This is a genomic window from Flavobacterium sp. (assembly GCF_043756175.1).
Lineage (GTDB): Bacteria > Bacteroidota > Bacteroidia > Flavobacteriales > Flavobacteriaceae > Flavobacterium.
Genome location: NZ_JAYURN010000155.1, coordinates 1 through 25,421 on the forward strand (window position 1 = coordinate 1; position 25,421 = coordinate 25,421).

Genomic DNA, 25,421 nt, shown 5'->3' on the forward strand with positions numbered 1-25,421 from the left:
AGATTCTTCCTTCGTCAGAATGACAAACCACCTGTTATATTACAGTAAAATCAAAGCATAAAAATATTAAAACCACATGATTTTTATTCTGTTTTCTGTCAATTAAAAAGGGGAAATGCTTAAATTAAACACTTCCCATTTTTATATAAAAATTCTATTAAAATTATACTTTCAACTTCTTAGCCATATCTGCAGAAATCGATTTTTTGTGAACCATAAGAGCCGTAGTTTTGTATTTTACAAACTCTTTACTCATATACAAATAACCTATGTAATCGTTTGTAGTTCCCCAAGAATTCTTTACAATATAATATTCTTTTCCAGTTTGGTCTTTGGTTAAACCAACAATGTGCATACCGTGATCATCGGTTGTATTATAATTGTCAAAACCTTTTTGACGCATATCTTCTGTAACAACTGGTTCTTTTTTAGGACCATTAAACAAATCTGCTTTTTCTTCGGTAGTCATGTCTTCAACTTTCTTTTCAGAAACAAAAGCCACGCCATTTTTCCAACTAAATGTTTTTTCGCTCACATCACCAGCCCAAGCAACAGTATAACCGCTTTTTAAAGCATTGTCTGTAATATCTGTCAATTCATTAATTTGTACATTATATACTTGGTCAAATGACCAGTTGTCTGGAACCATTAATACAAATTTCGAATAATAAGGATATTCTTGTAAAGAAGAAATTTCGATATAATCATCGGCATTAATCCCTACAACTTCTTTTGCAAAAGTTTCAGGCGTGTATTTTTTTCCGTTATAATCGAAAGTTTTTGGTACAATTCCTAGATAAGAATCGATAACCGCTGCATAGGCTTTTTCCCAGTTTGGTGTTAGTTCTCCGTTAGGATTTTTCACCACAGCCGCTAATAAAGCTTCACCTAAAGCTGCCATTTCGCCAAATTTATTTTTATCTGTTCCGTAATTTAATCCCGTATAAACCGATTGAGGAACCGCACCATACTTGCGATACATATTCATCACATCGTGAAAAGCACCACCATCACCGAGTGTTACAGCACCATGCATGCGAACGTAATTTCTTCCTTTTTCTACATAAGCATTACGTGCAGAGAAAATTTGAGATAACTCTACTGGTTTTTTTCCCATACGAATCATTTCTGACTCTAAAAAAGAGTTTGCCGAATAACTCCAACAAGTTCCTGAAGAACCTTGTGTTTTTACAGAAGTATTTTCTAAATTAATGACATCAGTAAATTTGAATGCTTCTTTGCTTTTCTCGCTAGCATTTATTTTTAATGAATTCACTAAATTGTCTTGTGCAAAGCTTGAAGCACAAACAATTAACGAAGTCGCTATAAATAGGGATTTAATTGTATTCATAATTTTTGTTTTTTAATGGTTCGTAAAATTAAAAAATGTTCTTTCTTATTTTTTAATTTAACAACAATTTAGGTTTTAATTAAGAAATGTATCTTCAAGGCAAATATGGAATTTCTTTTGCTTCGTTTTTATATTTTTCTGCAATAATTTTATATTGCTTTTCTGTTAGTAACATAACACTCAAATCATTTCCTTCGTACAACAAATAGAATTTTTCAGGTAAGCTACTTTTTAAAATAATTTCATTTACTTTTTTGAAAAAATTTCTAGATGCAGCGTCCCAAAAAGTATCATCATTCATTTCTTTGTTAGAATATAGTTTTATTTTTTCTTGATTTATTAAAATATCATTCGAACTTTCATAATTCTCGGCAGTTTCTACATCTAACTGAATCTTTCTTTTTGATAAGATTTTATTCAAATTTGGAACAAACGATTTAAAATTAAATTCAGCTAATTCTTCTGCATCGATAGAAACTATTTTAAAATTACCCTCATTATAAATATTAAACGATTCAATAATTTCAATTTTAAGTGAATCCGTATTTTCCTGATTTGCAAATTTCAGAAATTCATTTTCGATTAATTCATTTCCATAAAAACTTTCATTTAATTTCTGTTTTTCAGGATTTTTTTTATTCTCCAAACATCCAAATAAGAATAACATTAAAAGAATAATTGCCAATTTATTCATAAATATATGCTTTTAATTTTTCCAATTATCCTACAACGTTTCTTTCAACCATTTGTAAAACTCTTTTTGCCAAACTTGTGCATTTTGAGGTTTCAAAACCCAGTGGTTTTCTTCTGGAAAGTACAAAAAGCGACTGTTTATTCCTCGCAATTGCGCTGCTTGAAATGCTTCTTGTGATTGACCAATTGGCACTCTAAAATCGTTTCCGCCTTGTATGATTAAAATGGGTGTATTCCATTTGTCTACATAATTGATAGGATTGAATTTAGTATAGGTTTGTTGTGCGATTTTATTGTCTTTTTCCCAATAAGCACCGCCAAAATCCCAGTTGTTAAAGAACACTTCTTCTGTTGTACCAAACATACTTTGAGTATTGAAAACACCGTCATGTGCAATAAAACTTTTAAACCTGTTGTTGTGAATTCCGGCTAAATAAAACACAGAATAACCACCATAACTAGCGCCAACACAACCCAAACGAGATTTATCTACATAATTTTCTTTAGCAACATTGTCTATTGCAGAAAGGTAATCTTGCATCACTTGTCCGCCCCAATCACCAGAAATTTGCTCGTTCCAAGCTTGTCCGTGACCATACATTCCTCTTCTGTTTGGTGCTACGACGACATATCCTTGCGATGCCATTAGAGAGAAATTCCAACGGAAAGAATAAAATTGTGTCAACGGACTTTGTGGTCCTCCTTGGCAATATAATAAGGTTGGATACTTTTTAGTAGCATCAAAATTAGGAGGGAGTATCACCCAAACTAGCATTTTTTTACCATCGGTAGTAGTTACATAACGTCTTTCGTATTTTGGTAATGCCAATTTAGCATAAGCATCATTGTTTACTTTTGTAAGTTGCAACCATGTTTTTTTCTTTAAATGATAAGAATAAATTTCTAATGCGTGATTCATGTCTGTTCTTGTAACAATCGCGTTATCGGTAGTGATATCTACAATATCATGCACATCGAAATCCCCAAAAGTAAGTTGCGTTACCGTAATTGCAATTCTTGTTACACCAGGAAAATTAACTTCAAATAATTGTTGTGTTCCGTCTATTGCTGCAAGAAAATATACATTTTTACCATCTTTACTCCAAGAAAAGCTAGAAACTGAATTATCCCAATTTGCAGTTAGATTCATTTTTATACCTTTAAAATCGACAATAATATCGTTTTTATCGGCTTCATAACCATCGCGTTTCATTTGCAAATACGTTAAATTTCCTTGTGGAGAAAAAACAGGATTGGTGTCGTAACCTAAATTGGCTTCGGTTCTATTGATGGTTTTTTGAGTTTCTAGATTGTATTCGTAAATATTGGTATTGGTCGAAATGGCGTATTTTGTTCCTGATACTTTTTTAGACACATACAAAATGCTTTTGCTGTCTGGTGACCAAATATAATCTTCGTCGCCACCAAATGGTTTTTGTGGTGAATCGAAATTTTCGCCTTTTAGAATATCTGTTCCAACTGAACCTTCTTTTTTTTCTTTATAAAAAACATGGTTAAATTTTCCTTCGTTCCAAATGTCCCAATGGCGATAATCTAAACCATTGTATATCTGAACATTCGATTTTTCTAATTCTGGATAATAATCTTTTCCGTGAACTTTGTCGATTTTTACTTCTTCATTATAAACAAGATATTTTCCATCGGGAGAAATGTTTTTGTCTATTAATAAATCTTTGGTGTCTTTTACTTCTGTTGCTTTTCCGCCAATTACTGGAATGGTATAAAACTTCTTTTCCGATTTGTTTTCTTCTATTGATGGTGTCGAAACACTATAAACAACATTCTTACCATCTTTAGAAATTCCTAAAGCAGTAACTCTTCCTAGTTTCCATAATAATTCTGGAGACATTGTATTTTGCGCAACAACGTTTAAACTCATTGTGAATAGTATTAAAATCAATATTTTTTTCATAGTTATGTGTTTATTAAATTAAAAAACCATCAATAATTACTGATGGTTTGGTATAAATAAAAATTTATAAATTTCCTTGAATCACTTTAACCAAAGCTAAAAATTCTTCTGGTGTTAGACTTACTTTATTCTCGAAACGCATTTCGTCCATTTCGTTAAGCGGAATAAGATGCACGTGAGCGTGAGGAACTTCTAACCCTATAACTGCCATACCAATTCGTTTGCACGGAACCGATTTTTCTAATGCGATTGCGATTTTTTTGGCAAAAGCCATCAATCCCAAATACAAATCATCGTTTATATCGAAAATCTTGTTTATTTCTTGCTTCGGAATACACAAAGTATGCCCTTTTGCATTTGGATTTACTTCGAGAAAGGCTAAAAAATTGTCATCTTCTGCAATTTTATAACAAGGAATTTCTCCGTTTACTATTTTGGTAAAAATACTTGACATCTTTTTTAGATATTTAGAATGATAGACTTCATAGTATGTTAGACTTTATGATATTTAAACTTTTAATTTTTCTGTCTAAGAAATCTAAAAATCTAAGTAGCCTAACTATCTAAATTAATCTCTTGAAATTTCTAAGATTTCAAATTTTAAAACTCCGTTAGGAACGGTAATTTCGGCAATTTCCCCAACAGATTTCCCTAGTAATCCTTTCCCAATTGGAGAAGTTACTGATATTTTACCTGTTTTAAGATCTGCTTCACTTTCGGCAACTAAATGGTAAGACATTTCCATACCGTTAGATTGGTTTTTAATCTTCACATGCGATAAAACCAATGCTTTCGAAACATCTAATTGAGATTCATCAATTAAACGAGCATTAGAATATACTTCTTCCATTTTTTTGATTTTCAACTCTAAAAGACCTTGTGCTTCTTTTGCAGCATCATATTCCGCATTTTCAGATAAATCTCCTTTGTCTCTAGCTTCAGCAATGTCTGCCGACGCTTTTGGGCGTTCAATTGCTTTGAGTTGTTCTAACTCGTCTTTTAGTTTTTTTAATCCTTCGGCTGTATAATAAGATACTGTACTCATAATTTATTCGTTATATATAAATAGAAAAAATCCCATCGCGACGGGATTTCTTTATGCAAAGATATTATTTTTTATTTCAGTTTGTAATTTTATATGACAATCATACTATTACAAAGTTAATTAAATTAAATTTGTTCTAACAAAATAAGTTGAAAATTTTTAAAATGAAACGATATTTCCTCATAATAATAGCCATTCTTACTTTGTCTTGTCAAAAAGATAAAGTTGTAAGTGATAATCCGTATTTGCCAAATTATTCATTTTCGGTAATTATAAACACGAGTTTGCCGTCGTATAGCAACCTTAATTTTCCTAGCAATCCGGTTTTAATTACCAATGCTGGAGCAGGAATAAAAGGAATTATTATGATGAAAGTGGGCACCGATGATTATCGCGCTTTTGAAGCAAGTTGCCCTAACCAATATCCGAGCGATTGCACGCAACTTACTATAAATGGAATTAATGGAAAATGCCCTTGTGACAATGTAGAATATAGCTTGTATACAGGTGTTGGTTCTGGACAATATCCTTTAAAACCTTATAAAATTGAAATTAGTGGTGCTAATTTGAGGGTTTATAATTAAGAGGTTAACTACAAAGTCACAAGTGCCTGCTATTTTAACAAACACTTCAAAATGAGAAACTTTTTATTCCTAATCGTAATATTTATGTTTGTTAGCTGTCAAAATAAAAAGGCAGAAGATGAATTTGCGTTGTCTATAACCAAGGATATAAATGAAATCATAGAAACTATAATTTATAGTGATAGTTTACCTGTTTTAAAATATAGTTCTGATTCAATTTCCTTATGCACTGAATTGAATAAAATAGAAATTAAAATTGCAAAATATCCAAAACCTGGAGAACTTGTAAATATTGAATCGGATTGGGAAAATAAAGTCTATATCCAAAATTTACTTTTTGTAGATATTGATAAAAAAAGGTTTTTTACAAAAAAAGATTCGTTGTTTCTTTTATCACAAAATAATATTTTAAAGCGGTTTGAAATAGATAAAAGTCTTTATAGTAAATTAAAAACCATAACTTTTGAAGAAATAAAACTCAGTAAAAAACTCAGAAAACTTAAATATTATGACATTTCAATTCCTATTTTCTCTTTAGATAATACAAACGCCTACGTAGAATTAAATTATCATTATTTACGTTTTGGTTCTGCACGAGCAATATATTTACAAAAAATAAAAGGAAAATGGAAAGTGATACAACATCGCAGGACATGGATAACTTAATTACAAAAACAGCAGATAACGGCGATTTTACGGAACTGCTAGGCTTTTTTTGTGTTTAGCTTTAAAACAACCACAAATCTCACTAATTTTCACAAATTAATTTGTGAAAATTAGTGCAATTCATGTTGAATAACAGTTTTGTAATAACTCTAAAACTTCAAAGTCAAACCGACTAAAATATTGGCACCTGCTTGCGGATAATATCCTGCGCCTTCTATAGTTTTAATACTTGGCGGATTAGACCAACTGTCGTCGTAAGTGTAAAAATAACCATTTGAAATATATTTTCTGTTTAAAACATTATTTGCTAAAACCGAAAACACAATCGATTTGAATACTTTTTTGGTTTCTATTTCGTAAGTTACATTCAAATCATTGATAAAATAACTATCTAGTTTCGAAGCTTCGGAATCGATATTTCCCATAAATTGTTCGCCTACAAATTTAGATAATAATGAAACTTGCAAAGGTTTTAACGGTGAAAAAGTTAAAATATTTCCAGCTATAAGTTGTGGTGAATACGAAATAGTTGTTTCTCCTAAATTTTGCAAAACTCCATCTCTTTGAAAATAAAAATCTTGATTCTTACTTTGGCTTATAGCCACATTGGGCTGAACCGACCATTTGTTTGTAATTTCTATTTTTGCATCAATTTCAAGACCTAAACGATAACTTTTTCCACTGTTTTCGGCAATTGGAGTTCCTACATCGTTTAGTGCGCCTGTAAGCACCAGTTGGTCTTTGTAACGCATATAGTAAATATTGGCATTTAGTTTTGTTTTTGCATTGGCAAAACGCCAGCCCAATTCATAATCATTTAGTTTTTCAGGTCTTACATTCTTGTTCTCAATATCTTCACGCTTAGGCTCACGATTGGCAACTGCGTATGAAAAATAAAGGTTATTTTTCTCGTTTGGTGAGAAAGTCAAACCTGCTTTTGGGTTGAAAAAATTGAATGTTTCATTTACTAATATTGGCTGAACACCGTTAGCTTTATAGTTTACATTTCTAACTTGTAAATCTCCAAAAAGATTCAACTTATCTATAATTTGATAATTAGCTTTTGCAAAAACATTTAAATCCGTTTTTATCCCGTAATCGTCATAATAATGATCTCCCAATTCGCTTGTAGAAGCCAATCTTGCCCATATTACTTTACCAAAATGTTTTCCTTCGTATTTATTTGCACCACCACCAAAAATCATCGATAGTTTTTCGCCTTTGTAATTTGCAGAAAATGTAGTTCCGTAGAAATCGTTATCTAACCATTTTTGACGAATAATATCGGTTGTAGTTGCTAGCCCAACTGGTGTTAAATTATATTCGACAAAATCGGCATCTTCTTTATAATTTTCATAAAATCCTTTTCCTTTTGTGTAATGAAAAGCTAGGTTTGTATTCCATTTTTCCGAAACTTTCTCGTTCCAATGCAACTGATAATGATCTTGTTGGTAATTGTCTACTTCATTGTCATAAAAACGATTGTTTCCGAATTCGTCAGTGAAAAGACCTGATGGATTGTAAGTTGGATTTAATTTTAATTGATTTTCATCGATACCATTCCATGATTGATAGGTAATTTCTTTTCCACCAAAAGCCAATGCTTTTATCCTTGTGGTTTTACCAATGTAAGCACCTTGCAAGAAATAAGATTTCAAATCAGATTTTGCTCTGTCGATATAACCATCGGAATTAATTTTAGACAATCTTCCTGAAATTTCGAAATGATCATTCATTAATCCAGTATTGAATTTGACCGTATGCTTTCTTGTTTTAAAACTTCCAAATGAGTTTGAAATTTCTCCACCAGCCGATGCGTTATCCGATTCGGTCAACAAATTTAAACTCGCGCCAAAAGCACCTGCGCCATTTGTAGAAGTTCCCACGCCACGTTGCAGCTGAATACTTTCTATCGAAGAAGCAAAGTCTGGCATGTTTACCCAATAAGTTCCATGACTTTCTGAATCGTTGTAAGGAATCCCATTGATCGTTACATTAACACGAGTAGCATCGGAACCACGCACCCGAATTCCTGTATAACCAACTCCTGCTCCTGCATCGGAAGTGGTAACGACTGATGGTAAGAAATTCATCAAAATAGGAATATCTTGACCTAGATTTCGCTTTGCGATTTCTTTTTTGGTAAAATTAGAGAAGGTAACAGGTGTTTTTTCGTTGGCACGAATGGCTTGCACCATGACTTCTTCCAGTTTTTTTGTTTTTGTAGTGTCTGCTTCTTGTGAGTAAGAAAGACTCGAGCCAAGAATAGCGATAGAAAGCAAAAAGCTTTTGTAACTAAATAGATTTTTCATCCGTAAAGATTTTACGAATAAAAGGGGGAATTATTCTTTTTTTAAATTAATAAATTGATGATTCCATGACATAACTAACGTTTACATTAGTTGTTTGTCATTATTCCCTTGGCAACATTACTTGCCCAGGTTCTTTGGGTATAATCTCAGCTCGTTATTTAGAGCACCCCTTTGAGACGGTGCAAAATTAGCTTTTAAAGACAGACTACACAAACTTTTGTAAATTTCTTTTTCAGAATAAGTTTTGCCACAGATATAAAGAATAAAAAGTTTGACAATTAAGAAGTCTACACGGATTTTATGTTTTATATAAAAAATCTGTGAAATTAAATTCAATTATCATATTAATAAAATCTGTGAATCTGTGGTGTATATTTTTCAGTATTTCTTAAGTTCGAAAGTATTTCCGTTGAAAACGCCATAAGTAAAATAACCTATCCAGTCGCCTAGATTAATGTATTTTGAGTTTTCGCCTACTTGAATTTCCATTGGCAAATGACGGTGACCAAAAACGAAGAAATCATAGTGTTTGGTTTCTAATTTGTATTTAGCGTATTGCACCAACCATTCGTTGTCTTCTCCTAGAAAACGAACATCCTCATCGCCAGAAATTAATTTATTTTTGACTGATAAGTATTGTGCTAGTTTTACACCAATATCAGGGTGAAGCCAACGATATAACCATTTCGAAAAAGGATGCACAAACACTTTTTTCATGCGCTTGTAGCCTTTGTCGCCTGGACCCAAACCATCTCCGTGACCTATTAGAAATGTTTTATTGTTGAAAGTGAATTCTTTAATCGTGTGATAAACCGGAATATTGAGTTCTTTTTCGAAATAATCTCCCATCCATAAATCATGGTTTCCTACGAAGAAATAAATTGGGATTCCGCTGTCACGAATTTCGGCAAGTTTGCCTAAAACACGTACAAAACCTCGTGGCACAACAGTTTTATATTCGAACCAAAAATCGAATAAATCTCCTAACAAAAATATTGCTTCGGCATCTTGTTTTACTTCGTCTAGCCAAGCAACAAATTTTTGCTCTCGAGGAAAACTAGCTTCGGCAGTTGGCGCACCTAAATGTTGGTCGCTGGCAAAGTATATTTTTTTAGATGATGAAATAGTCATTTGGTTTTGTTTGAAGCAAATATAAGGATTTATACTAAAATGATTTTGGATGAAAGAGAATCGATATTATATAAATTTCCAAATTTCTACAATTGAATTTGTCTTTCTATTTGTTGGTCTAAAGATATAAATGTTTCTGTTCTGGAAACACCATCAATAGGTTGTATTTTTTTGTTCAGCAAGTTCATTAAATGCTCATTGTCACGACAAATAATTTTTATAAGAATACTCCAGTTTCCTGTCGTATAATGACATTCTAAGACTTCTGGGATTTTTTTTAATTCTTTTACAGCTTCTGCATTACTCGACGCTTTGTCTAAATAAACGCCCACAAAAGCCATGGTGTTATAACCCAAAACTTTTGTGTTTACAATTAGCTTTGACCCCGAAATAACCTTTGCATCTTCTAGTTTTCGCAATCGTTGGTGAATGGCGGCGCCAGAAATTCCTATTTTATTAGCAATTTGAAGAATTGGTTTTCTAGCATCTTCCATCAAGAAACGAAGAATTTCTTTATCGATGCCATCTATTTCTATTTGTAACTGATTTATCTTCATGGATTGTAAATTTAAATCAAAAATAGAAATTTAGTTTTAAATATATACTATATTACAAACACAAACTACGCTAATTTATATACATTAATTAGTGGAATTCGTATTGAAAAAACAAGAAATATGGGTTTAAATTAATTTCTTACTTTGTCGGGATTGTAACCTACATAAGGCATTTCGGTTTCTTTGAAATGAATGCCAAATTCTTCTAATTCTTTTAGAATAGGTAAATACACTTCCTCTTTTATAGGTAACTGAACGCCAGGAGTTGTTATTTTTCCGTTTAAGATTTGTAAAGTCGCCATGGCAACTGGCAATCCTACTGTTTTTGCCATTGCGGTATACGTTTGATCATCGCCAATGCAAACCATTTTAGAATCTATTTGGTGTTGTTTTCCGTTGAGTTCATAACCAAATTTATGGTACATGACAATCATGTCTTTGTCTTCTGGTTGTAAAGTCCAACTATCAGTCAATATTTTTTCGAGAATTTGTGCTGGTGTAGCATCTTTTAAACCTACAATTTTATTTTTATTAAATAAATCGAGTTCTAATAGCTTGTCCCACATAATATCATCTTGTTCGATACCGAGACTTAAACGAAGTTTTATTTCGACAGAATCGGTTGGGTGATATGGTAAAAACAGGTTTACAAATTCACGGTAACTTATCGTTTCAGAATCATCTATTATATAGGAATCGTCTGTCATTCCTAACTGTACAAACATATTCCATGCTTTCGAATATCCTACTTTTCTAATCGTTCCTCGATATAAGGTCAGCACATCATCTAAACCATAAATACTTCGGTATTTTAGAGAATCACGGTTGGCATAACCTTCAAAACGGCCGTAACCTTCAACTTCTAAAAATTCGGTTCTACGAAATAATTTGTGATAAGGAATGTATTTGTAAGTTCCTTCTTGTATAAATTTTGCTGCGCCACCTTGTCCTGCTAAAACTACATTTCTTGGTGCCCAAGTAAATTTGTAATTCCACAGATTATTATCGGATTCTGGAGCAACTAATCCACCACAAAAAGATTCGAAAAGTATCATTTTTCCGCCTTTGTCACGAATTTCATCAATAACTTTCATAGCACTCATATGATCGATACCCGGGTCGAGTCCTATTTCGTTCATGAAAACTAAATTATTTTCTTTGGCGGCAACATCTAATTCTTGCATAGCATCGCTAATATAAGAAGCAGTTACCATGTGTTTTTTATAGATCACACAATCTTTTGCTACTTCAATATGCATGTGCGCGGGCAACATTGAAATAACAATATCTGCTTTTTGAATTTCAGCTTTTCTTTGATTTGCATCAAAAATATCTAAAGCAATTGCAGTTGCGTTTTTGTGATTTTTGGTTTTACGTTGGGCTAATTCTGGTGATAGGTCGCCAATAGTAAGGTGCAGATTTTCGCTTTCAGACTTGTCTAAAAGATATTTTATAAGTGATGAAGCTGAGCGTCCAGCTCCAATAATAAGTACATTTCTCATTTTTTGATTGTAAAAAAGTGACGCAAATGTAATGAAATGTTATATTTTTGACGAAAGAAAACAGAAGTTTTAATTAAAAAGATTATGGACAAGAAAATCATTCTCACCGCATTAGTTTTTGGATTTGTTTCGATTGTGTTAGGTGCTTTTGGGGCACATGCACTAAAAAAAGTTTTAACACCAGAACAATTGTCTTCGTTTGAAGTTGGTGTAAAGTATATGATGTATCATGCTTTGTTTCTGCTGTTTGTAGGCACAACAACATTCATGGAAATGAAACAGAAAAATATTGTTTTTTATCTGACTTTATTTGGAACAATCTTATTTTCAGGTTCTATATTTTTATTATCATCAAGTAGTTCAATGGGTTTGAATTTTAAATTTTTAGGACCAATAACTCCAATAGGAGGCTTACTTCTTATAATTTCTTGGGTAATTTCTTTTTATTACATAAGTATAAAAAAAGGATAATACTCAAGCTGTTTGAAATAATATTTATACTTTTGCACTTTGTTCAAGTATTCACACATAAAATTATTTATGGAAACATATAAACAATCTACGAAATCGATTTCGTTAGAAAAGTACGGAATAACAAACGCTTCAGAAATAATTCATAATCCTTCATTTGAATTTTTATATCAAGAAGAGTTAAATCCTGCTCTTGAAGGCTACGAAAGAGGACAGCTTACAGAGCTTGGCGCTGTAAATGTTATGACAGGCGAATTTACAGGTCGCTCCCCAAAAGACAAATATATTGTAAAAGATGCCGTAACTGAAAACACGATTTGGTGGACTTCAGACAAAGCAGTAAACGATAACAAAGCAATTTCTCAAGATACTTGGAATGCGCTTAAAGAAACAACCGTTAATCAATTATCTGGAAAAAGACTTTTTGTAGTAGATACTTTTTGTGGTGCAAATGAAAATTCTCGTCTAAAAGTCCGTTTTATTGTTGAGGTGGCTTGGCAAGCACATTTTGTGAAAAATATGTTTATCCGCCCTACTGATGCTGAAATGGAAACTTACGGAGAGCCAGATTTCGTAGTAATGAACGGTTCTAAAACTGAATTTAAAGATTTTGCAGCACACGGATTAAATTCTGAGGTATTTGTAGCGTTTAACTTGACTGAGAAAATCCAATTAATTGGAGGAACTTGGTACGGTGGCGAAATGAAAAAAGGGTTGTTCTCTATGATGAACTACTACTTACCATTGCAAGGAATGGCATCGATGCACTGTTCTGCAAACAAAGGAAAAGATGGCGATGTTGCCGTTTTCTTCGGATTGTCTGGAACAGGAAAAACAACTTTATCTACAGATCCTAAAAGAGAATTAATAGGGGACGATGAACACGGTTGGGATAACGACGGAGTTTTCAATTTTGAAGGCGGCTGTTACGCAAAAACAATCGATTTGAGCGAAGCAAACGAACCAGATATCTACAAGGCTATTCGTAAAAACGCTTTGCTTGAAAACGTAACAGTTGACGCTAACGGAAAAATAGATTTCAAAGACGGTTCGGTTACTCAAAACACAAGGGTTTCTTATCCAATAGATCATATAGACAATATTGTAATACCAGTATCTAAAGCAGGTCATGCAACTAAAGTTATATTTTTAACTGCCGATGCTTTTGGAGTTATGCCTCCAGTATCTAAGTTAACACCAGAACAAACTAAATACTATTTCTTATCTGGGTTTACTGCAAAATTAGCAGGAACAGAAAGAGGCGTAACACAACCAGAACCAACATTTTCGGCTTGTTTCGGGAAAGCATTTTTATCACTTCACCCAACACAATACGGACAAGAATTGATAAAAAAAATGGAAGAACATAAAGCTACGGCTTATATGGTAAACACAGGTTGGAACGGAACAGGAAAACGAATTTCTATAAAAGACACACGTGCTATTATTGATGCTATTTTAGATGGTTCTATCGAAAAAGTAGAAACTACAATAGTACCTATTTTTAATTTTGCAGTTCCAACAACTTTGCATGATGTGAATTCAGATATTCTTGATCCAAGAAATACTTATACAGATTCTTCGGAATGGACTACAAAAGCAGAAGATTTAGCAGGGAGATTTATTAAAAACTTTGTTCAATATACAGATAACGAAGAAGGTAAAAATCTAATAAAAGCAGGACCACAATTATAATACGTTATTAATTCGGTTTATAAAAAAAGAGTTGCTCTAACGAGTAACTCTTTTTTGTTTTCCACTTTTTTGTCATTCCCGCGCAGGTGGGAATCTATTTTGGTTTCCCACCTGCGTGGGAAAGACAGGTCTTGAAAATAAACCGTTACTCTTTTATTGACGCTACAAATTTTTGAAATAACTGAATTGTTTTTTCATTAATTTCTTGATAAGTCAGCCGATCTTTAGTTTGATAAAAAAACATAAAACCGTACTTTTTTTCTGAATTTTCTAATAATAAATCCTTGTTTAAACGATATGTTTCTCGTAGGACACGTTTGAAATAATTCCGATCGACTGCTTTTTTGAAATATTTTTTAGAAACAGAAACACCCATTTTTATTTGCTCATCTTTTTCTAAATTAATGGGCACATAAACCAATCGCAATGGGTATTTAGATACCGATTTTCCTTCCGAAAAGAGTAAATCGATAGTTGTTTTGCTTTTTAGCTTTTCGGTCTTTGGGTAGGTGTTGTTCATTAAGAATTATAAAAGACAAAAATACGAAGTTAAAATGTATGATTTTTTCAAATTACACATTTATTTCTAACAAAAAAATCCCACTCTTTCAAGTGGGATTGTTATTTTATCTTTGTTCTTTCATTTTGAAAGTATCCATAAATGCTGTGGTATAATCCCCTGCAACATATCTTTCATCATCCATTAATTGTCTGTGAAAAGGAATGGTAGTTTTGATTCCTTCAATTACAAATTCATCTAAAGCACGTTTCATTTTATTGATCGCTTCTTGACGTGTTTGCGCTGTTGTGATTAACTTTGCAATCATCGAATCGTAATTTGGTGGAATTGTATAACCTGCGTAAACATGGGTATCTAAACGAACTCCATGTCCGCCTGGCGAATGCAATACCGTAATTTTTCCTGGTGAAGGACGGAAATCGTTGTAAGGATCTTCTGCATTAATACGACATTCGATAGCATGTAATTGAGGTAAATAATTTTTTCCTGAAATAGGAATTCCAGCAGCTACCATAATTTGCTCACGAATTAAATCGTAATCGATAACTTGCTCTGTAATTGGGTGCTCTACTTGGATACGAGTATTCATTTCCATAAAATAGAAATTACGGTGTTTGTCTACTAAAAACTCAACCGTTCCTGCTCCTTCATATTTAATATATTCGGCAGCTTTTACTGCTGCTAATCCCATTTTTTCACGAAGTTCATCGGTCATAAATGGAGATGGTGTTTCTTCAGTTAATTTTTGGTGACGACGTTGTACTGAGCAATCTCTTTCAGACAAGTGACATGCTTTTCCGAAAGAATCACCTACGATTTGAATCTCGATATGACGAGGTTCCTCGATTAGTTTTTCAAGATACATTCCATCATTTCCAAAAGCGGCAGCCGACTCTTGACGAGCGCCTTCCCAAGCTTTTAGTAAATCTTCTTGTTTCCATACAGCACGCATCCCTTTTCCACCACCACCAGCAGTTGCTTTAAGCATTACTGGGTAACCAAATTCGGCAGCTAATTGTTCTGCTTGTTCGTAAGATTCTAAAATGCCTTCTGAACCTGGTACGCAAGGTACGCCAGCTTCTCTCATTGTTGATTTTGCGGTAGCTTTATCGCCCATTTTATCAATCATATCTGGTGAAGCACCTATAAATTTGATATTATGCTCGTGACAGATTTTAGAAAACTTAGCGTTTTCAGACAAGAATCCGTAACCCGGGTGAATTGCGTCTGCATTTGTAATTTCGGCAGCGGCAATAATGTTTGACATCTTTAAGTAAGACAAGTTACTTGGTGGCGGTCCAATACAAACAGCTTCGTCTGCAAATTTTACGTGTAAACTTTCAGCATCGGCTGTAGAGTAAACCGCAACGGTTTTAATGCCCATTTCTTTACAGGTTCTAATAATACGAAGTGCTATTTCGCCCCTGTTTGCAATTAATATTTTTTTAAACATCTTTTGAAATTTTAAATGTTGAATTTTAAATTTTAAATTTTTTTGAACGATGAAATTCATCATTCAAAATTTAGCATTTATAATCTCTCTATGATGGATCAACTAAGAATAATGGTTGGTCAAATTCTACCGGTGACATATCATCTACCAAAATTTTAACGATTTTCCCTGAAACTTCAGATTCGATTTCGTTAAATAATTTCATAGCTTCAATTACACAAAGAACATCGCCTTTTCCAATTGTACTTCCAACCTCAACAAACATTGGTTTGTCTGGTGATGGTTTTCTGTAAAAAGTCCCAATAATTGGTGATTTTACAGTAATATATTTAGCATTTTCGTCTGCAGCTGGTGCAACTGGAGTTTGAGCAACTGGGGCAATTTGTTGTGGCGCAACTGCTTGTTGTAACATGTTTTGCGCAGGCATTTGTTGTACATAAGTTGTTTCTGTACTACCTTCTAAAGTTGTTCTAATTGTGATTTTCACATCACCTGTTTCCAACTTTACTTCTGCAACACCTGAGTTTGCTACAAATTTGATTAGATTTTGAATTTCTTTTAAATCCATGGTTATTCGTTTTAGTTATGGTTTTTATTATTTTAAAAATTAAAAGATTATAGTTTAACCTTTCAATTCTTTAATCCTTTTTATTATATGCCCATTTTAAATAAATAGATCCCCAAGTGAATCCGCCACCAAATGCAGCAAATATAAGGTTATCTTCTTTTTTTAATTGGTTTTCGAAATCACTTAATAATAATGGTAATGTTGCCGAAGTGGTATTTCCGTAACGGTGAATGTTTAATAACACTTTAGACTCATCAAGATTCATACGCTGTGCAGTGGCATCGATAATACGTTTGTTTGCTTGGTGAGCAACCAACCAATTTACATCATCGTTGGTTAAATTATTGCGTTGCATAATTTTCTCACTTACATCTGCCATACCAGAAACGGCATATTTGAAAACTGTTTTACCATCTTGAAAAACAGTATGCTGTCCGTTTTCAACTGTTTCTTTTGAAGAAGGAAGCATAGAACCTCCAGCGTCAATTTTTAAATAATCGCGACCTATTCCGTCAGAACGTAAATATTCATCTTGCAATCCTAAACCTTCGGTATTTGGTTCGAATAAAACTGCTCCTGCGCCATCTCCGAAGATGATGCAAGTAGCTCTGTCAGTATAATCGATTATTGATGACATTTTATCCGCACCAATTAATAGCACTTTTTTGTAACGTCCTGATTGTATGTATGCGGCGGCGGTTGACATTCCGTATAAAAAGCTAGAACAAGCTGCTTGTAAATCATATGCAAAAGCATTTACAGCACCTATTTGTGTAGCAACAAAAACGCCTGTTGATGCCACTGGCATGTCAGGTGTTGTGGTTGCCATAATTACCATATCTATTTCTGCAGGGTTTATTCCTGATTTTTCGATTAGGTTTTGCGCAGCTTTTATGGCAAGATAAGAAGTTCCCTTACCTTTTTCTTTAAGAATTCTTCTTTCTTTGATTCCTGTGCGAGTTGTTATCCATTCATCGTTAGTATCGATCATGGTTTCTAACACTTTGTTAGAGAGTACAAACTCGGGAACGTATGCGCCAACGGCTGTAATTGCGGCTGTAATTGTATTCATAAAGTTCAAATAATGCTTCTAAAAACTTAGATTTTAAAAGACGATGAAGTTACAAAAAAACTTTAAATGAAAAATTTTTTTATTTCAATTTTTATTTTCGGTTATAGTCAACAAAAAAACTCTCACTTAGTGAGAGTTAGGTGTTTTATACAAAAAATGCATTAAGCAACAGCTGTTTGTTTGTCGATAACTACTTGACCTCTGTAGTACATTTTACCTTCATGCCAGTAAGCTCTGTGGTATAAATGTGCTTCACCAGTTATAGGGCAAGTTGCGATTTGAGCAACAGTTGCTTTATAATGAGTTCTTCTTTTGTCTCTTCTTGTTTTGGAGATCTTTCTCTTAGGATGTGCCATTTTGCAAAATTATTTATCCGTTAATAGTGTTTTCAATTTGTCCCAACGCGGGTCTGTATTCTCTGCTTTTATTTCTGTTTCTTCTTGAACATTTTCTTCCTGTGTTTGTTCAGTAACACTTATTTCTTTCAATTTTGATAATGCTTTAGTTTCTAAAGTACCATCTTTTACACCTGGATGCGTTTTTTTGAGCGGTATAGACAAGACAACCATTTCATAAATATACTGTGCAACATCTATTTGGTGCTCTCCGATTGGCAATATGAGTAAATCCTCATTTTCGTCATTGAATGTTTCACCAAATCTAACTACGAGTTTTAAACTTCCTTTTATTGGCAAATCAAAATCTTCGCTTGTTAAGTCACACGGAACATTTATGGCTCCTGAATGTTTGAAATTTAATTCAAGCATTGTGTTTTTCTTTTCTAATACTATGTTTACTTTGATGTTGGCGCTTTCAAATTCGTCAAACTCAAAGTACTCAAAGAACGCTTTACTAATTTGGTACTCAAACTGATGTTTACCTAGCTTTAATCCTATGAATGGGATTAAAAATTCATTTGTAACTTTCATCTTAACAACAATTTGTTCCTTTATTAGGGAGTGCAAAGATATAAATTTTTTATAAACTTAAAAGCGTTATCAACATTTTTTTGTTTATAACTGCTTTTCTTTTGTTTTAAGAGGTCTAATTGTCATTTCGTTGTATTCATTTCTAGATTTAAAAATATCAATTGCTGAATATATTGCTTCTAAGAAAGAATTGTTATCGGCGATTCCTTTTCCAGCAATTTCGAAAGCAGTTCCGTGGTCTGGCGATGTTCTTACTTTAGTTAAACCAGCTGTATAGTTGACACCTTTACCAAAAGACAAGGTTTTGAAAGGTATTAATCCTTGATCATGATAGGTCGCAATTACGGCATCATATTTTTCATATTGGTTGCTTCCGAAGAAACCATCAGCAGAAAATGGACCAAAAACCAAAATTCCTTCGTCAAAAATCTTTTTTAATGTTGGCTTGATTAATTTGTCCTCTTCGTCACCAATAACCCCATTATCTCCTGAATGTGGGTTGAGTCCTAAGACTGCAATTTTGGGTTTTCTGATTGCAAAATCTTGAATTAGTGATTTATTAATTGTTTTTATTTTTTTCCTAATTAATTCTTCGGTCAGATGTTTTGCTACATCACTTAATGGAACATGATCTGTAAGCAATCCTACACGCAAATTATCTTGAATCATAAACATCAGCGCATCGCCTTCTAATTCTTGGTCTAAATAATCGGTGTGCCCTGGGAATTTAAAATCTTCCGCTTGAATATTCGATTTACTTATTGGCGCAGTCACTAAAACATCTATAACACCATCTTTTAGAGCTTTAGTGGCTGCAACGAAAGATTTTATAGCATATTTTCCAACTTCATTGTCTAGCTGACCGTAATTTATATTTACGCCTTCTTTCCACACATTTAATACATTTATTTTACCAATAACCATTTGGTCCAATCTATCTATTCCGTGCAAAGGCACTTCTAATCGTAGTTCTTTTTTAAGAAATGATAGGATTTTTACATTAGCAAAAATTATGGGTGTACATAATTCTAACATTCTAGAATCTTCGAACGATTTTAGGATTATTTCGCTCCCTATTCCGTTTAAATCTCCTATAGAAATGCCTACAATTATATTTTCTGCTCTTTTTGTCATCAGTTCAACGTATTTATTGCTAATTTTGAATGCAAATTTACTAAAATAAAACCAGCAATGTTCACAGGAATCATAGAAACTCTCGGCACAATAAAAGCATTAAAAAAAGAAGGTGAAAATATTCATATAAAAGTAGCCTCTACTATTACAAACGAACTTAAAATCGATCAAAGTGTAGCACATAATGGAATTTGTTTAACCGTTGTAAACATCGATAATGATGTTTATACTGTAACGGCTATCAAAGAAACAATCGATAAAACTAATTTATCAACTTGGAATGTAGATGATGTGGTGAATCTGGAACGCGCGATGAAACTTGGCGACAGACTTGATGGACATATTGTGCAAGGCCACGTAGATCAAACTGCGATTTGTAAAAATATTGAAGAAGCTAATGGGAGCTGGTATTTTACTTTCGAATATGATAAAAACTTACATAACATCACTATCGAAAAAGGTTCGATTACTGTAAATGGCGTGAGCTTAACGGTTGTAAATTCTAAAGAAAATGAATTTAGCGTAGCTATTATTCCTTATACTTATGAGCATACAAATTTTCATGATTTTGAAATTGGAACGAAAATAAATTTAGAATTTGATGTCATTGGAAAATATGTGGCAAGATTGCACGGTATGAATCTTGACAAATAGCCTAAGCTAAGCACTTTATTATTTAAAATCACAAAAAAATAATTCTATTTTCTTTTAAACAAAGGAACTGCCGAACAAGCTTCACCATACATAATACTTTTTGCAAATGGTTGTAGTTTTTGTACGGCCAGAATATAAGCACTTTCGGGAACAGGTTTTTTAGAGCATCCTTTTATAATTACAGGTTTGTCTTGGTATTTAGAATAATCTATAGTAGATAGTATTTCTTGGTATATACTAGTTTCTAAATCTTGTAAACTTCCGAATACTGCTTTTTTAGCAAATGGCGAAACATGAATGGTGACCAAAATACTTGCCCATGCAGGAATAATAGCATCTGTCGAGCAATGTATAGCTACATAATGGTTCTCGTATTGTGACCAATCATGATTTTTTAGCTCTTCACGAAAGTCTTTTTCTTTTAATAAAAAACCTTCATAAAGCCACTGTGAAATATCTATTTGCGTCCGAATTTCTTTTGCATAATAATCCTCTAAATCGAAAACTTCGAGTACAGAATTAGCAACTTTGTTTATTATTTCGTCTTGCATTTTATAGCATTCCTAATTCTAATTTTGCTTCTTCACTCATCAAATCTTTTGTCCACGGCGGATCGAATGTGATTTCTACTTCACAAGATTTTACAGTATCTATTTTTTTAATTTTGTCTTCTACTTCTCTTGGCAAAGTTTCAGCCACTGGGCAGTTTGGAGAAGTAAGTGTCATTAAGATTTTTACGTCTAATGTTTCGTTTACAAAAACATCATAAATTAAACCTAGTTCGTAAATATCTACAGGAATTTCTGGATCGTAAATCGTTTTTAAAACTTTTACTGCCTCTTCTCCTAAATTGATTGTATCGTTAAATTCTTCCATAATATTTTAATTTTTAGCTTGAAAAGCCAATGCGTACATTTTTATTTGTTTTATCATCGAAACCAATCCGTTGGCTCGAGTTGGCGATAAATGTTCTTTTAATCCGATTTCGTCAATAAAATTCATATCGGCTTCAAGAATTTCTGAGGCGGTTTGATTAGAAAAAGTTCTAATTAATATGGCAATTATTCCTTTGGTTAAAATAGCATCACTATCGGCAGTAAAAACGATTTTGTCATCATACTGCTCCCCTTGCAGCCATACTTTCGATTGGCAACCTTTGATAATATTTCCATCAGTTTTGAATTCTTCTTTTATTAAGGGAAGGTTTTTTCCTAAATCGATGATGTATTCGTAACGTTGCATCCAGTCATCGAACATCGAAAACTCGTCTACAATTTCTTCTTGAATTTCTTTTATGGTCATTATTTTTTCTCTGAATAAGAAACTAATTTTGAAACTAATTTTGCGATGGCGGATGGCGGATTTCCACCATCAAAACCTGGGCCAGTATACACTGTTCCGTTTGATGTAATGGTTATATTTGCATGAGGTGCTCCGTCATACATTCTTTTATCTGATGGCGCTATTAGATTTGGAAATTCATCCAAATTTACCGCTTTAACAAGGTTTAATATCGCAGAAGCATCTTCTTTAGTAAGCATAATAACTGTTCCTTTTTCTGCATTATTTCTATCGGAAGCAATTGTAAGTTGGTTGTTTTCGAAGACAATTTTGCTAAAAAAACCTCTAGACATTGCTTCATATTCTACTTTTGTTCCTGTTTGAAGTTTGTTTTCTATCATTTCAGGTTTTGTTTCTTCTGTTTTTACAACTTCCGCTACTGGAGCATTTTCGGTTGTGCCTTTTTTTGTCTGACATGATTTTGTCAGGAATAAACTTAAAAATACTAATGCAATTGTTTTCATATTGTTTGTTTTTTACGGTTATTTTCATCTGAGTTCAGTGAACTTCGTTTGCAGCGAAAATTCTTTTTTGAGGCTTTTCGCCGATAAAAAGATTGCAACGGATAGCAGAAATAGATTCAATTAAATTTAAGACAACATTGTTTTTGCTTTTTTGACAGCTTCTACAAATATATCAATTTCTTCTTTTGTATTATAAAACGCAAAACTCGCTCTTATAGTTCCCGGAATTTTGAAATAAATCATAATTGGCTGGGCGCAATGATGACCAGTACGAACCGCTATTCCTAATTTGTCAATAATCGTACCAATGTCGTATGGATGAATCCCATCGATATTGAAAGAAATTACAGATGTTTTTGTTGTCGCTGTTCCGAAGATTTTTAAACCGTCAATCTCTAATAATTTTTCAGTTGCGTATTCTAACAATTCTTTTTCTTGTTGTTGTATGTTTTCGAAACCTATCGAATTCATATAATCTACAGCGGTTCCTAGCACAATTCCGCCTGCAATATTGGGTGTTCCCGCTTCGAATTTATGTGGCAAATCGGCATAAGTAGTTTTTTCAAAAGTCACTTCTTTTATCATTTCTCCACCACCTAAATAGGGTGGAAGTCTGTTAAGCCAAGCTTCTTTTCCGTACAAAATCCCCGTTCCTGTTGGCCCACACATTTTGTGTCCAGAAAAAACATAAAAATCGCAATCCAATTCTTGTACATCAGGTTTGAGATGCGGTACAGCTTGGGCTCCATCAATTAGAATGGCAGCGCCTACTTCATGTGCTTTGGTAATCATATATTTGATAGGATTTACAGTTCCTAATGCATTCGAAATATGATTTACAGTAACAATTTTGGTTTTATTAGAAAGCAATCGGTCGTATTCGGATAGGATTAATTCTCCGTTTTCATTCATAGGAATTACAACCAGTTTTGCGCCTGTTTTTTCGCATAACATTTGCCAAGGCACAATATTACTATGATGTTCGAGTGCCGAAACCATAACCTCATCATTTGGTTTTAAAATAGATACAAATCCGTTGGCAACAAGATTTATTCCAAATGTTGTTCCTGATGTAAAAAGCACTTCGTGAGAAAATTGTGCATTAATATGGTTTTGAATTTTGATACGCGATTCCTCGTAAGCATCTGTCGCTAATTGACTTAACGTATGCACACCACGATGAATATTGGCATTTATTTGCTCGTAATACTTTGCAATGGCATCAATAACTACTTGTGGTTTTTGCGATGTGGCACCATTATCGAAATAAACCAAAGGTTTTCCGTTTACTTTTTGAGTAAGAATGGGAAAATCGGATCTTATTTTATTTATATCTAACATCTTATTTATAAAAATTCTAAATACAAAAGTAGTCAAATAGAAACGGAATTTTATCAAACATTCGTTAATAAATTTTTAATCTTTATTAAACAACATAACGCATTTAAGGATATATAATTTTGTTTTTCTTATATTTTCTTAAATCCCTTATATAGTAAATTTTCTTAACTTGCATTTAAGTTATAAATTCTACTTTATGAAAAAATTCTTCAAAATTATTGGTTTAGCGATACTCTTATTTTTAGTTTATTTTGGTTTTACAACTTATCCAAAACTGGATTTGATTTCTGGCTTTTCTGCCAAAAGTATCGCTTCAGGACACTTTATTGATAATCGCTCGATTGAAATGATCGAAAAAGGTGACAATGACATTGATATGATTGATTTGGCAACAAACGAAATTGATAATAATTCTAAATCAGCTTCAGCTTCGGTTTATGGTTTGAAAGAACGAAAAGCAATATATCGTGAAGGATTAGGAGCGACTTTGGTAGATGATGATTTTGATGAATCTAAACCTTATGAAGTTCCAAAAAGAACAAAACTAAACAACAATTTACCTTTTCCTTACGGAAATAAGGAAACTGAAAAAGTAATTTTTGAGAATGTTGATTATATAAAATTAAATACCGCTGTTGAAAATTCTTTTGATAAAAAAGGAGAAAAAAAGAAACGAACTCGCGCTTTATTAATCATTTATAAAGATAAAATTATTGCCGAGAAATACGATACAGGTTTTACAAAAGATTCTAAAATTTTGGGTTGGTCTATGACAAAAAGCATTACAGCAACTTATTTCGGAATTCTTCAAAAACAAGGAAAATTTGATATTAATAAACCAGCTCCAATTGCGGAATGGCAAAATGACGACCGCAAAAATATTACCACAAACGATTTATTACATATGAATTCCGGGTTAGAATGGGAAGAGAATTATGATAAGATTTCAGATGCAACAAAAATGCTTTTTCAGGCAGAAGATATGACAAAATCTCAAGTCGTAAAACCATCAAAATTTAAACCCAACACACACTGGAATTACTCTTCTGGAACGACAAACTTATTGTCTGGAATTTTAAGAAATCAGTTTAAAACACACCAAGAATATTTAGATTTTTGGTATTCAGCTTTAATTGATAAAATAGGAATGAATTCGATGGTGATAGAAACTGATATGGCAGGAAATTATGTTGGCTCTTCATACGGCTGGGCAACCGCTCGTGATTGGTCGAAATTTGGTTTACTCTATTTACACAAAGGAAATTGGAATGGCGAACAAATTTTTGATGAAAGCTGGGCAAAATATGTAGCCACGCCAACTAATGATTCTAAGGGTGTTTATGGCGGACAATTCTGGCTAAATGCTGGTGGAAAATATCCTGACGCACCAAAAGATTTATATTCCGCCAATGGTTTTCAAGGGCAAAATGTATTTATTATTCCGTCGCAAGATATTGTTATTGTGAGAATGGGACTGAAAGAAGAAGATGAATTTGATTTTAATGGAATGTTGAAAGGAATTTTAGGGAGTTTGAAGAAATAGATTATGAAAAAGAATAAAGATTTTTATTTATTAATATGCCTTTCAACTATAACAATTGTTACTTCTATTATTGGATTCGTTTCTAAATGGATTTTTAACTTGTCATTTTTTATAGGATTAATTTCGATTATAATTTGTTTTATTGTTTTTTATAAATTTAAAAAATACAGTAAAAAAGTTTTCGGAATTGCTTTGATTTTAGGGACTTTTAGCATTATTCTATTCACTCCTTTTCAAATGGGTTTTTCTATTGGAATTATTAAAATTCAAATAATATCTTTACTTTTTTTGACTGCTTTTGCATTTATAAATAGAACGAGAATTATAGATTTAATCCAAAATTCAAGTAACAAAACACAAGAGGAAATGTATCGTCCTAAAATAGGTTGACTAAAAATTAAACACTTTTAGTACCTATGGAAACACCAACAAATCAAGACTGCCGAAAAAATGGCTATCAAA

The 25,421-nt window shown here is 32.8% G+C and carries 28 protein-coding genes and 1 riboswitch; of the genes, 7 read left to right on the plus strand and 21 right to left on the minus strand.

Going from position 1 to position 25,421, the window contains the following annotated elements; all coding sequences use genetic code 11:
- Nucleotides 1–163: 163 nt before the first annotated feature.
- From ACH2BP_RS12185 to greA, 5 genes are all read right to left on the minus strand, one after another.
- Nucleotides 164–1,351, minus strand: a complete 1,188-nt coding sequence (locus ACH2BP_RS12185; protein ID WP_395060279.1) for an aminopeptidase C — start codon at nucleotides 1,349–1,351, stop codon at nucleotides 164–166.
- 94 nt (nucleotides 1,352–1,445) lie between these two features.
- Nucleotides 1,446–2,045, minus strand: a complete 600-nt coding sequence (locus ACH2BP_RS12190; RefSeq protein ID WP_395060281.1) for a hypothetical protein — start codon at nucleotides 2,043–2,045, stop codon at nucleotides 1,446–1,448.
- A gap of 30 nt (nucleotides 2,046–2,075) precedes the next feature.
- The gene (locus ACH2BP_RS12195) at nucleotides 2,076–3,977 is read right to left on the minus strand and encodes a S9 family peptidase (protein WP_395060283.1); all 1,902 of its coding nucleotides are present in this window, start codon (nucleotides 3,975–3,977) and stop codon (nucleotides 2,076–2,078) included.
- Between the two features lie 64 nt (nucleotides 3,978–4,041).
- A complete protein-coding gene (locus ACH2BP_RS12200) occupies nucleotides 4,042–4,431 on the minus strand; it encodes an HIT family protein (protein WP_395060285.1) in 390 nt (129 codons plus the stop codon).
- Between the two features lie 114 nt (nucleotides 4,432–4,545).
- On the minus strand, nucleotides 4,546–5,022 hold the full coding sequence (greA, locus tag ACH2BP_RS12205) for a transcription elongation factor GreA (protein WP_395060287.1): 477 nt from the start codon (nucleotides 5,020–5,022) through the stop codon (nucleotides 4,546–4,548).
- Nucleotides 5,023–5,186: 164 nt separating this feature from the next.
- Between greA and ACH2BP_RS12210 the strand changes: the two genes are divergently transcribed.
- Together ACH2BP_RS12210 and ACH2BP_RS12215 are read left to right on the plus strand one after the other, a co-directional pair.
- Nucleotides 5,187–5,606, plus strand: a complete 420-nt coding sequence (locus ACH2BP_RS12210) for a hypothetical protein (RefSeq protein WP_395060289.1) — start codon at nucleotides 5,187–5,189, stop codon at nucleotides 5,604–5,606.
- 51 nt (nucleotides 5,607–5,657) lie between these two features.
- On the plus strand, nucleotides 5,658–6,272 hold the full coding sequence (locus ACH2BP_RS12215; protein ID WP_395060291.1) for a hypothetical protein: 615 nt from the start codon (nucleotides 5,658–5,660) through the stop codon (nucleotides 6,270–6,272).
- Nucleotides 6,273–6,421: 149 nt separating this feature from the next.
- On the opposite strand, the gene ACH2BP_RS12220 is transcribed toward ACH2BP_RS12215, so the two are convergent.
- From ACH2BP_RS12220 to ACH2BP_RS12235, 4 genes are all read right to left on the minus strand, one after another.
- Nucleotides 6,422–8,584, minus strand: a complete 2,163-nt coding sequence (locus tag ACH2BP_RS12220) for a TonB-dependent receptor (RefSeq protein WP_395060293.1) — start codon at nucleotides 8,582–8,584, stop codon at nucleotides 6,422–6,424.
- 86 nt (nucleotides 8,585–8,670) lie between these two features.
- Nucleotides 8,671–8,765, minus strand: a riboswitch (TPP riboswitch).
- A 197-nt stretch (nucleotides 8,766–8,962) separates the two neighbouring features.
- Nucleotides 8,963–9,715, minus strand: coding sequence for a UDP-2,3-diacylglucosamine diphosphatase (locus ACH2BP_RS12225; protein ID WP_395060295.1), 753 nt, complete (start codon nucleotides 9,713–9,715; stop codon nucleotides 8,963–8,965).
- An 86-nt stretch (nucleotides 9,716–9,801) separates the two neighbouring features.
- Entirely contained in the window at nucleotides 9,802–10,272 is a 471-nt protein-coding gene (locus tag ACH2BP_RS12230; RefSeq protein WP_395046549.1) for an Lrp/AsnC family transcriptional regulator, read from the minus strand.
- A gap of 131 nt (nucleotides 10,273–10,403) precedes the next feature.
- On the minus strand, nucleotides 10,404–11,774 hold the full coding sequence (locus tag ACH2BP_RS12235; RefSeq protein WP_395060297.1) for a saccharopine dehydrogenase family protein: 1,371 nt from the start codon (nucleotides 11,772–11,774) through the stop codon (nucleotides 10,404–10,406).
- 84 nt (nucleotides 11,775–11,858) lie between these two features.
- Between ACH2BP_RS12235 and ACH2BP_RS12240 the strand changes: the two genes are divergently transcribed.
- Both ACH2BP_RS12240 and pckA read left to right on the plus strand, forming a co-directional pair.
- Nucleotides 11,859–12,245 carry a DUF423 domain-containing protein gene (locus ACH2BP_RS12240; RefSeq protein ID WP_395060299.1) on the plus strand — a complete coding sequence of 129 codons (387 nt, stop codon included), beginning with the start codon at nucleotides 11,859–11,861 and terminating at the stop codon, nucleotides 12,243–12,245.
- A gap of 69 nt (nucleotides 12,246–12,314) precedes the next feature.
- Nucleotides 12,315–13,940: a phosphoenolpyruvate carboxykinase (ATP) gene (gene pckA / locus ACH2BP_RS12245; protein ID WP_395060301.1), complete on the plus strand. Its 1,626-nt coding sequence runs from the start codon at nucleotides 12,315–12,317 to the stop codon at nucleotides 13,938–13,940.
- Between the two features lie 145 nt (nucleotides 13,941–14,085).
- Here pckA and rnpA read toward each other — a convergent pair whose 3' ends face one another.
- From rnpA to pdxA, 7 genes are all read right to left on the minus strand, one after another.
- Nucleotides 14,086–14,460 carry a ribonuclease P protein component gene (rnpA, locus tag ACH2BP_RS12250; RefSeq protein WP_395060303.1) on the minus strand — a complete coding sequence of 125 codons (375 nt, stop codon included), beginning with the start codon at nucleotides 14,458–14,460 and terminating at the stop codon, nucleotides 14,086–14,088.
- 106 nt (nucleotides 14,461–14,566) lie between these two features.
- Nucleotides 14,567–15,913: an acetyl-CoA carboxylase biotin carboxylase subunit gene (accC, locus tag ACH2BP_RS12255; RefSeq protein WP_395060305.1), complete on the minus strand. Its 1,347-nt coding sequence runs from the start codon at nucleotides 15,911–15,913 to the stop codon at nucleotides 14,567–14,569.
- An 88-nt stretch (nucleotides 15,914–16,001) separates the two neighbouring features.
- Nucleotides 16,002–16,481, minus strand: coding sequence for an acetyl-CoA carboxylase biotin carboxyl carrier protein (gene accB, locus ACH2BP_RS12260; protein WP_395060307.1), 480 nt, complete (start codon nucleotides 16,479–16,481; stop codon nucleotides 16,002–16,004).
- 70 nt (nucleotides 16,482–16,551) lie between these two features.
- A complete protein-coding gene (locus ACH2BP_RS12265) occupies nucleotides 16,552–17,553 on the minus strand; it encodes a beta-ketoacyl-ACP synthase III (RefSeq protein WP_395060309.1) in 1,002 nt (333 codons plus the stop codon).
- Between the two features lie 161 nt (nucleotides 17,554–17,714).
- Nucleotides 17,715–17,909, minus strand: coding sequence for a 50S ribosomal protein L32 (gene rpmF / locus ACH2BP_RS12270; protein WP_011964469.1), 195 nt, complete (start codon nucleotides 17,907–17,909; stop codon nucleotides 17,715–17,717).
- A 9-nt stretch (nucleotides 17,910–17,918) separates the two neighbouring features.
- The gene (locus ACH2BP_RS12275) at nucleotides 17,919–18,482 is read right to left on the minus strand and encodes a YceD family protein (protein ID WP_395060312.1); all 564 of its coding nucleotides are present in this window, start codon (nucleotides 18,480–18,482) and stop codon (nucleotides 17,919–17,921) included.
- An 84-nt stretch (nucleotides 18,483–18,566) separates the two neighbouring features.
- On the minus strand, nucleotides 18,567–19,616 hold the full coding sequence (gene pdxA / locus ACH2BP_RS12280; protein ID WP_395060314.1) for a 4-hydroxythreonine-4-phosphate dehydrogenase PdxA: 1,050 nt from the start codon (nucleotides 19,614–19,616) through the stop codon (nucleotides 18,567–18,569).
- Between the two features lie 57 nt (nucleotides 19,617–19,673).
- On the opposite strand from pdxA, the gene ACH2BP_RS12285 reads away from it, so the two are divergent.
- Nucleotides 19,674–20,270: a riboflavin synthase gene (locus tag ACH2BP_RS12285; protein WP_395060316.1), complete on the plus strand. Its 597-nt coding sequence runs from the start codon at nucleotides 19,674–19,676 to the stop codon at nucleotides 20,268–20,270.
- 44 nt (nucleotides 20,271–20,314) lie between these two features.
- On the opposite strand, the gene ACH2BP_RS12290 is transcribed toward ACH2BP_RS12285, so the two are convergent.
- From ACH2BP_RS12290 to ACH2BP_RS12310, 5 genes are all read right to left on the minus strand, one after another.
- Nucleotides 20,315–20,821 (minus strand): DUF2480 family protein, encoded by a 507-nt coding sequence (locus ACH2BP_RS12290; protein ID WP_395060318.1) that lies wholly within the window; start codon nucleotides 20,819–20,821, stop codon nucleotides 20,315–20,317.
- A 1-nt stretch (nucleotide 20,822) separates the two neighbouring features.
- Nucleotides 20,823–21,146: an SUF system Fe-S cluster assembly protein gene (locus ACH2BP_RS12295; RefSeq protein WP_394758888.1), complete on the minus strand. Its 324-nt coding sequence runs from the start codon at nucleotides 21,144–21,146 to the stop codon at nucleotides 20,823–20,825.
- Nucleotides 21,147–21,152: 6 nt separating this feature from the next.
- Nucleotides 21,153–21,572: a SufE family protein gene (locus ACH2BP_RS12300; RefSeq protein WP_395060320.1), complete on the minus strand. Its 420-nt coding sequence runs from the start codon at nucleotides 21,570–21,572 to the stop codon at nucleotides 21,153–21,155.
- Entirely contained in the window at nucleotides 21,572–22,075 is a 504-nt protein-coding gene (locus tag ACH2BP_RS12305) for a hypothetical protein (RefSeq protein ID WP_395060322.1), read from the minus strand. Before ACH2BP_RS12305 ends, ACH2BP_RS12300 begins: the two co-directional genes overlap by 1 nt.
- Before the next feature lie 126 nt (nucleotides 22,076–22,201).
- Nucleotides 22,202–23,416, minus strand: coding sequence for an aminotransferase class V-fold PLP-dependent enzyme (locus ACH2BP_RS12310; protein WP_395060324.1), 1,215 nt, complete (start codon nucleotides 23,414–23,416; stop codon nucleotides 22,202–22,204).
- Nucleotides 23,417–23,612: 196 nt separating this feature from the next.
- On the opposite strand from ACH2BP_RS12310, the gene ACH2BP_RS12315 reads away from it, so the two are divergent.
- Nucleotides 23,613–24,959, plus strand: coding sequence for a serine hydrolase domain-containing protein (locus ACH2BP_RS12315; RefSeq protein ID WP_395060326.1), 1,347 nt, complete (start codon nucleotides 23,613–23,615; stop codon nucleotides 24,957–24,959).
- A gap of 3 nt (nucleotides 24,960–24,962) precedes the next feature.
- Nucleotides 24,963–25,349, plus strand: a complete 387-nt coding sequence (locus tag ACH2BP_RS12320; RefSeq protein WP_395060328.1) for a hypothetical protein — start codon at nucleotides 24,963–24,965, stop codon at nucleotides 25,347–25,349.
- Nucleotides 25,350–25,421: the final 72 nt, after the last annotated feature.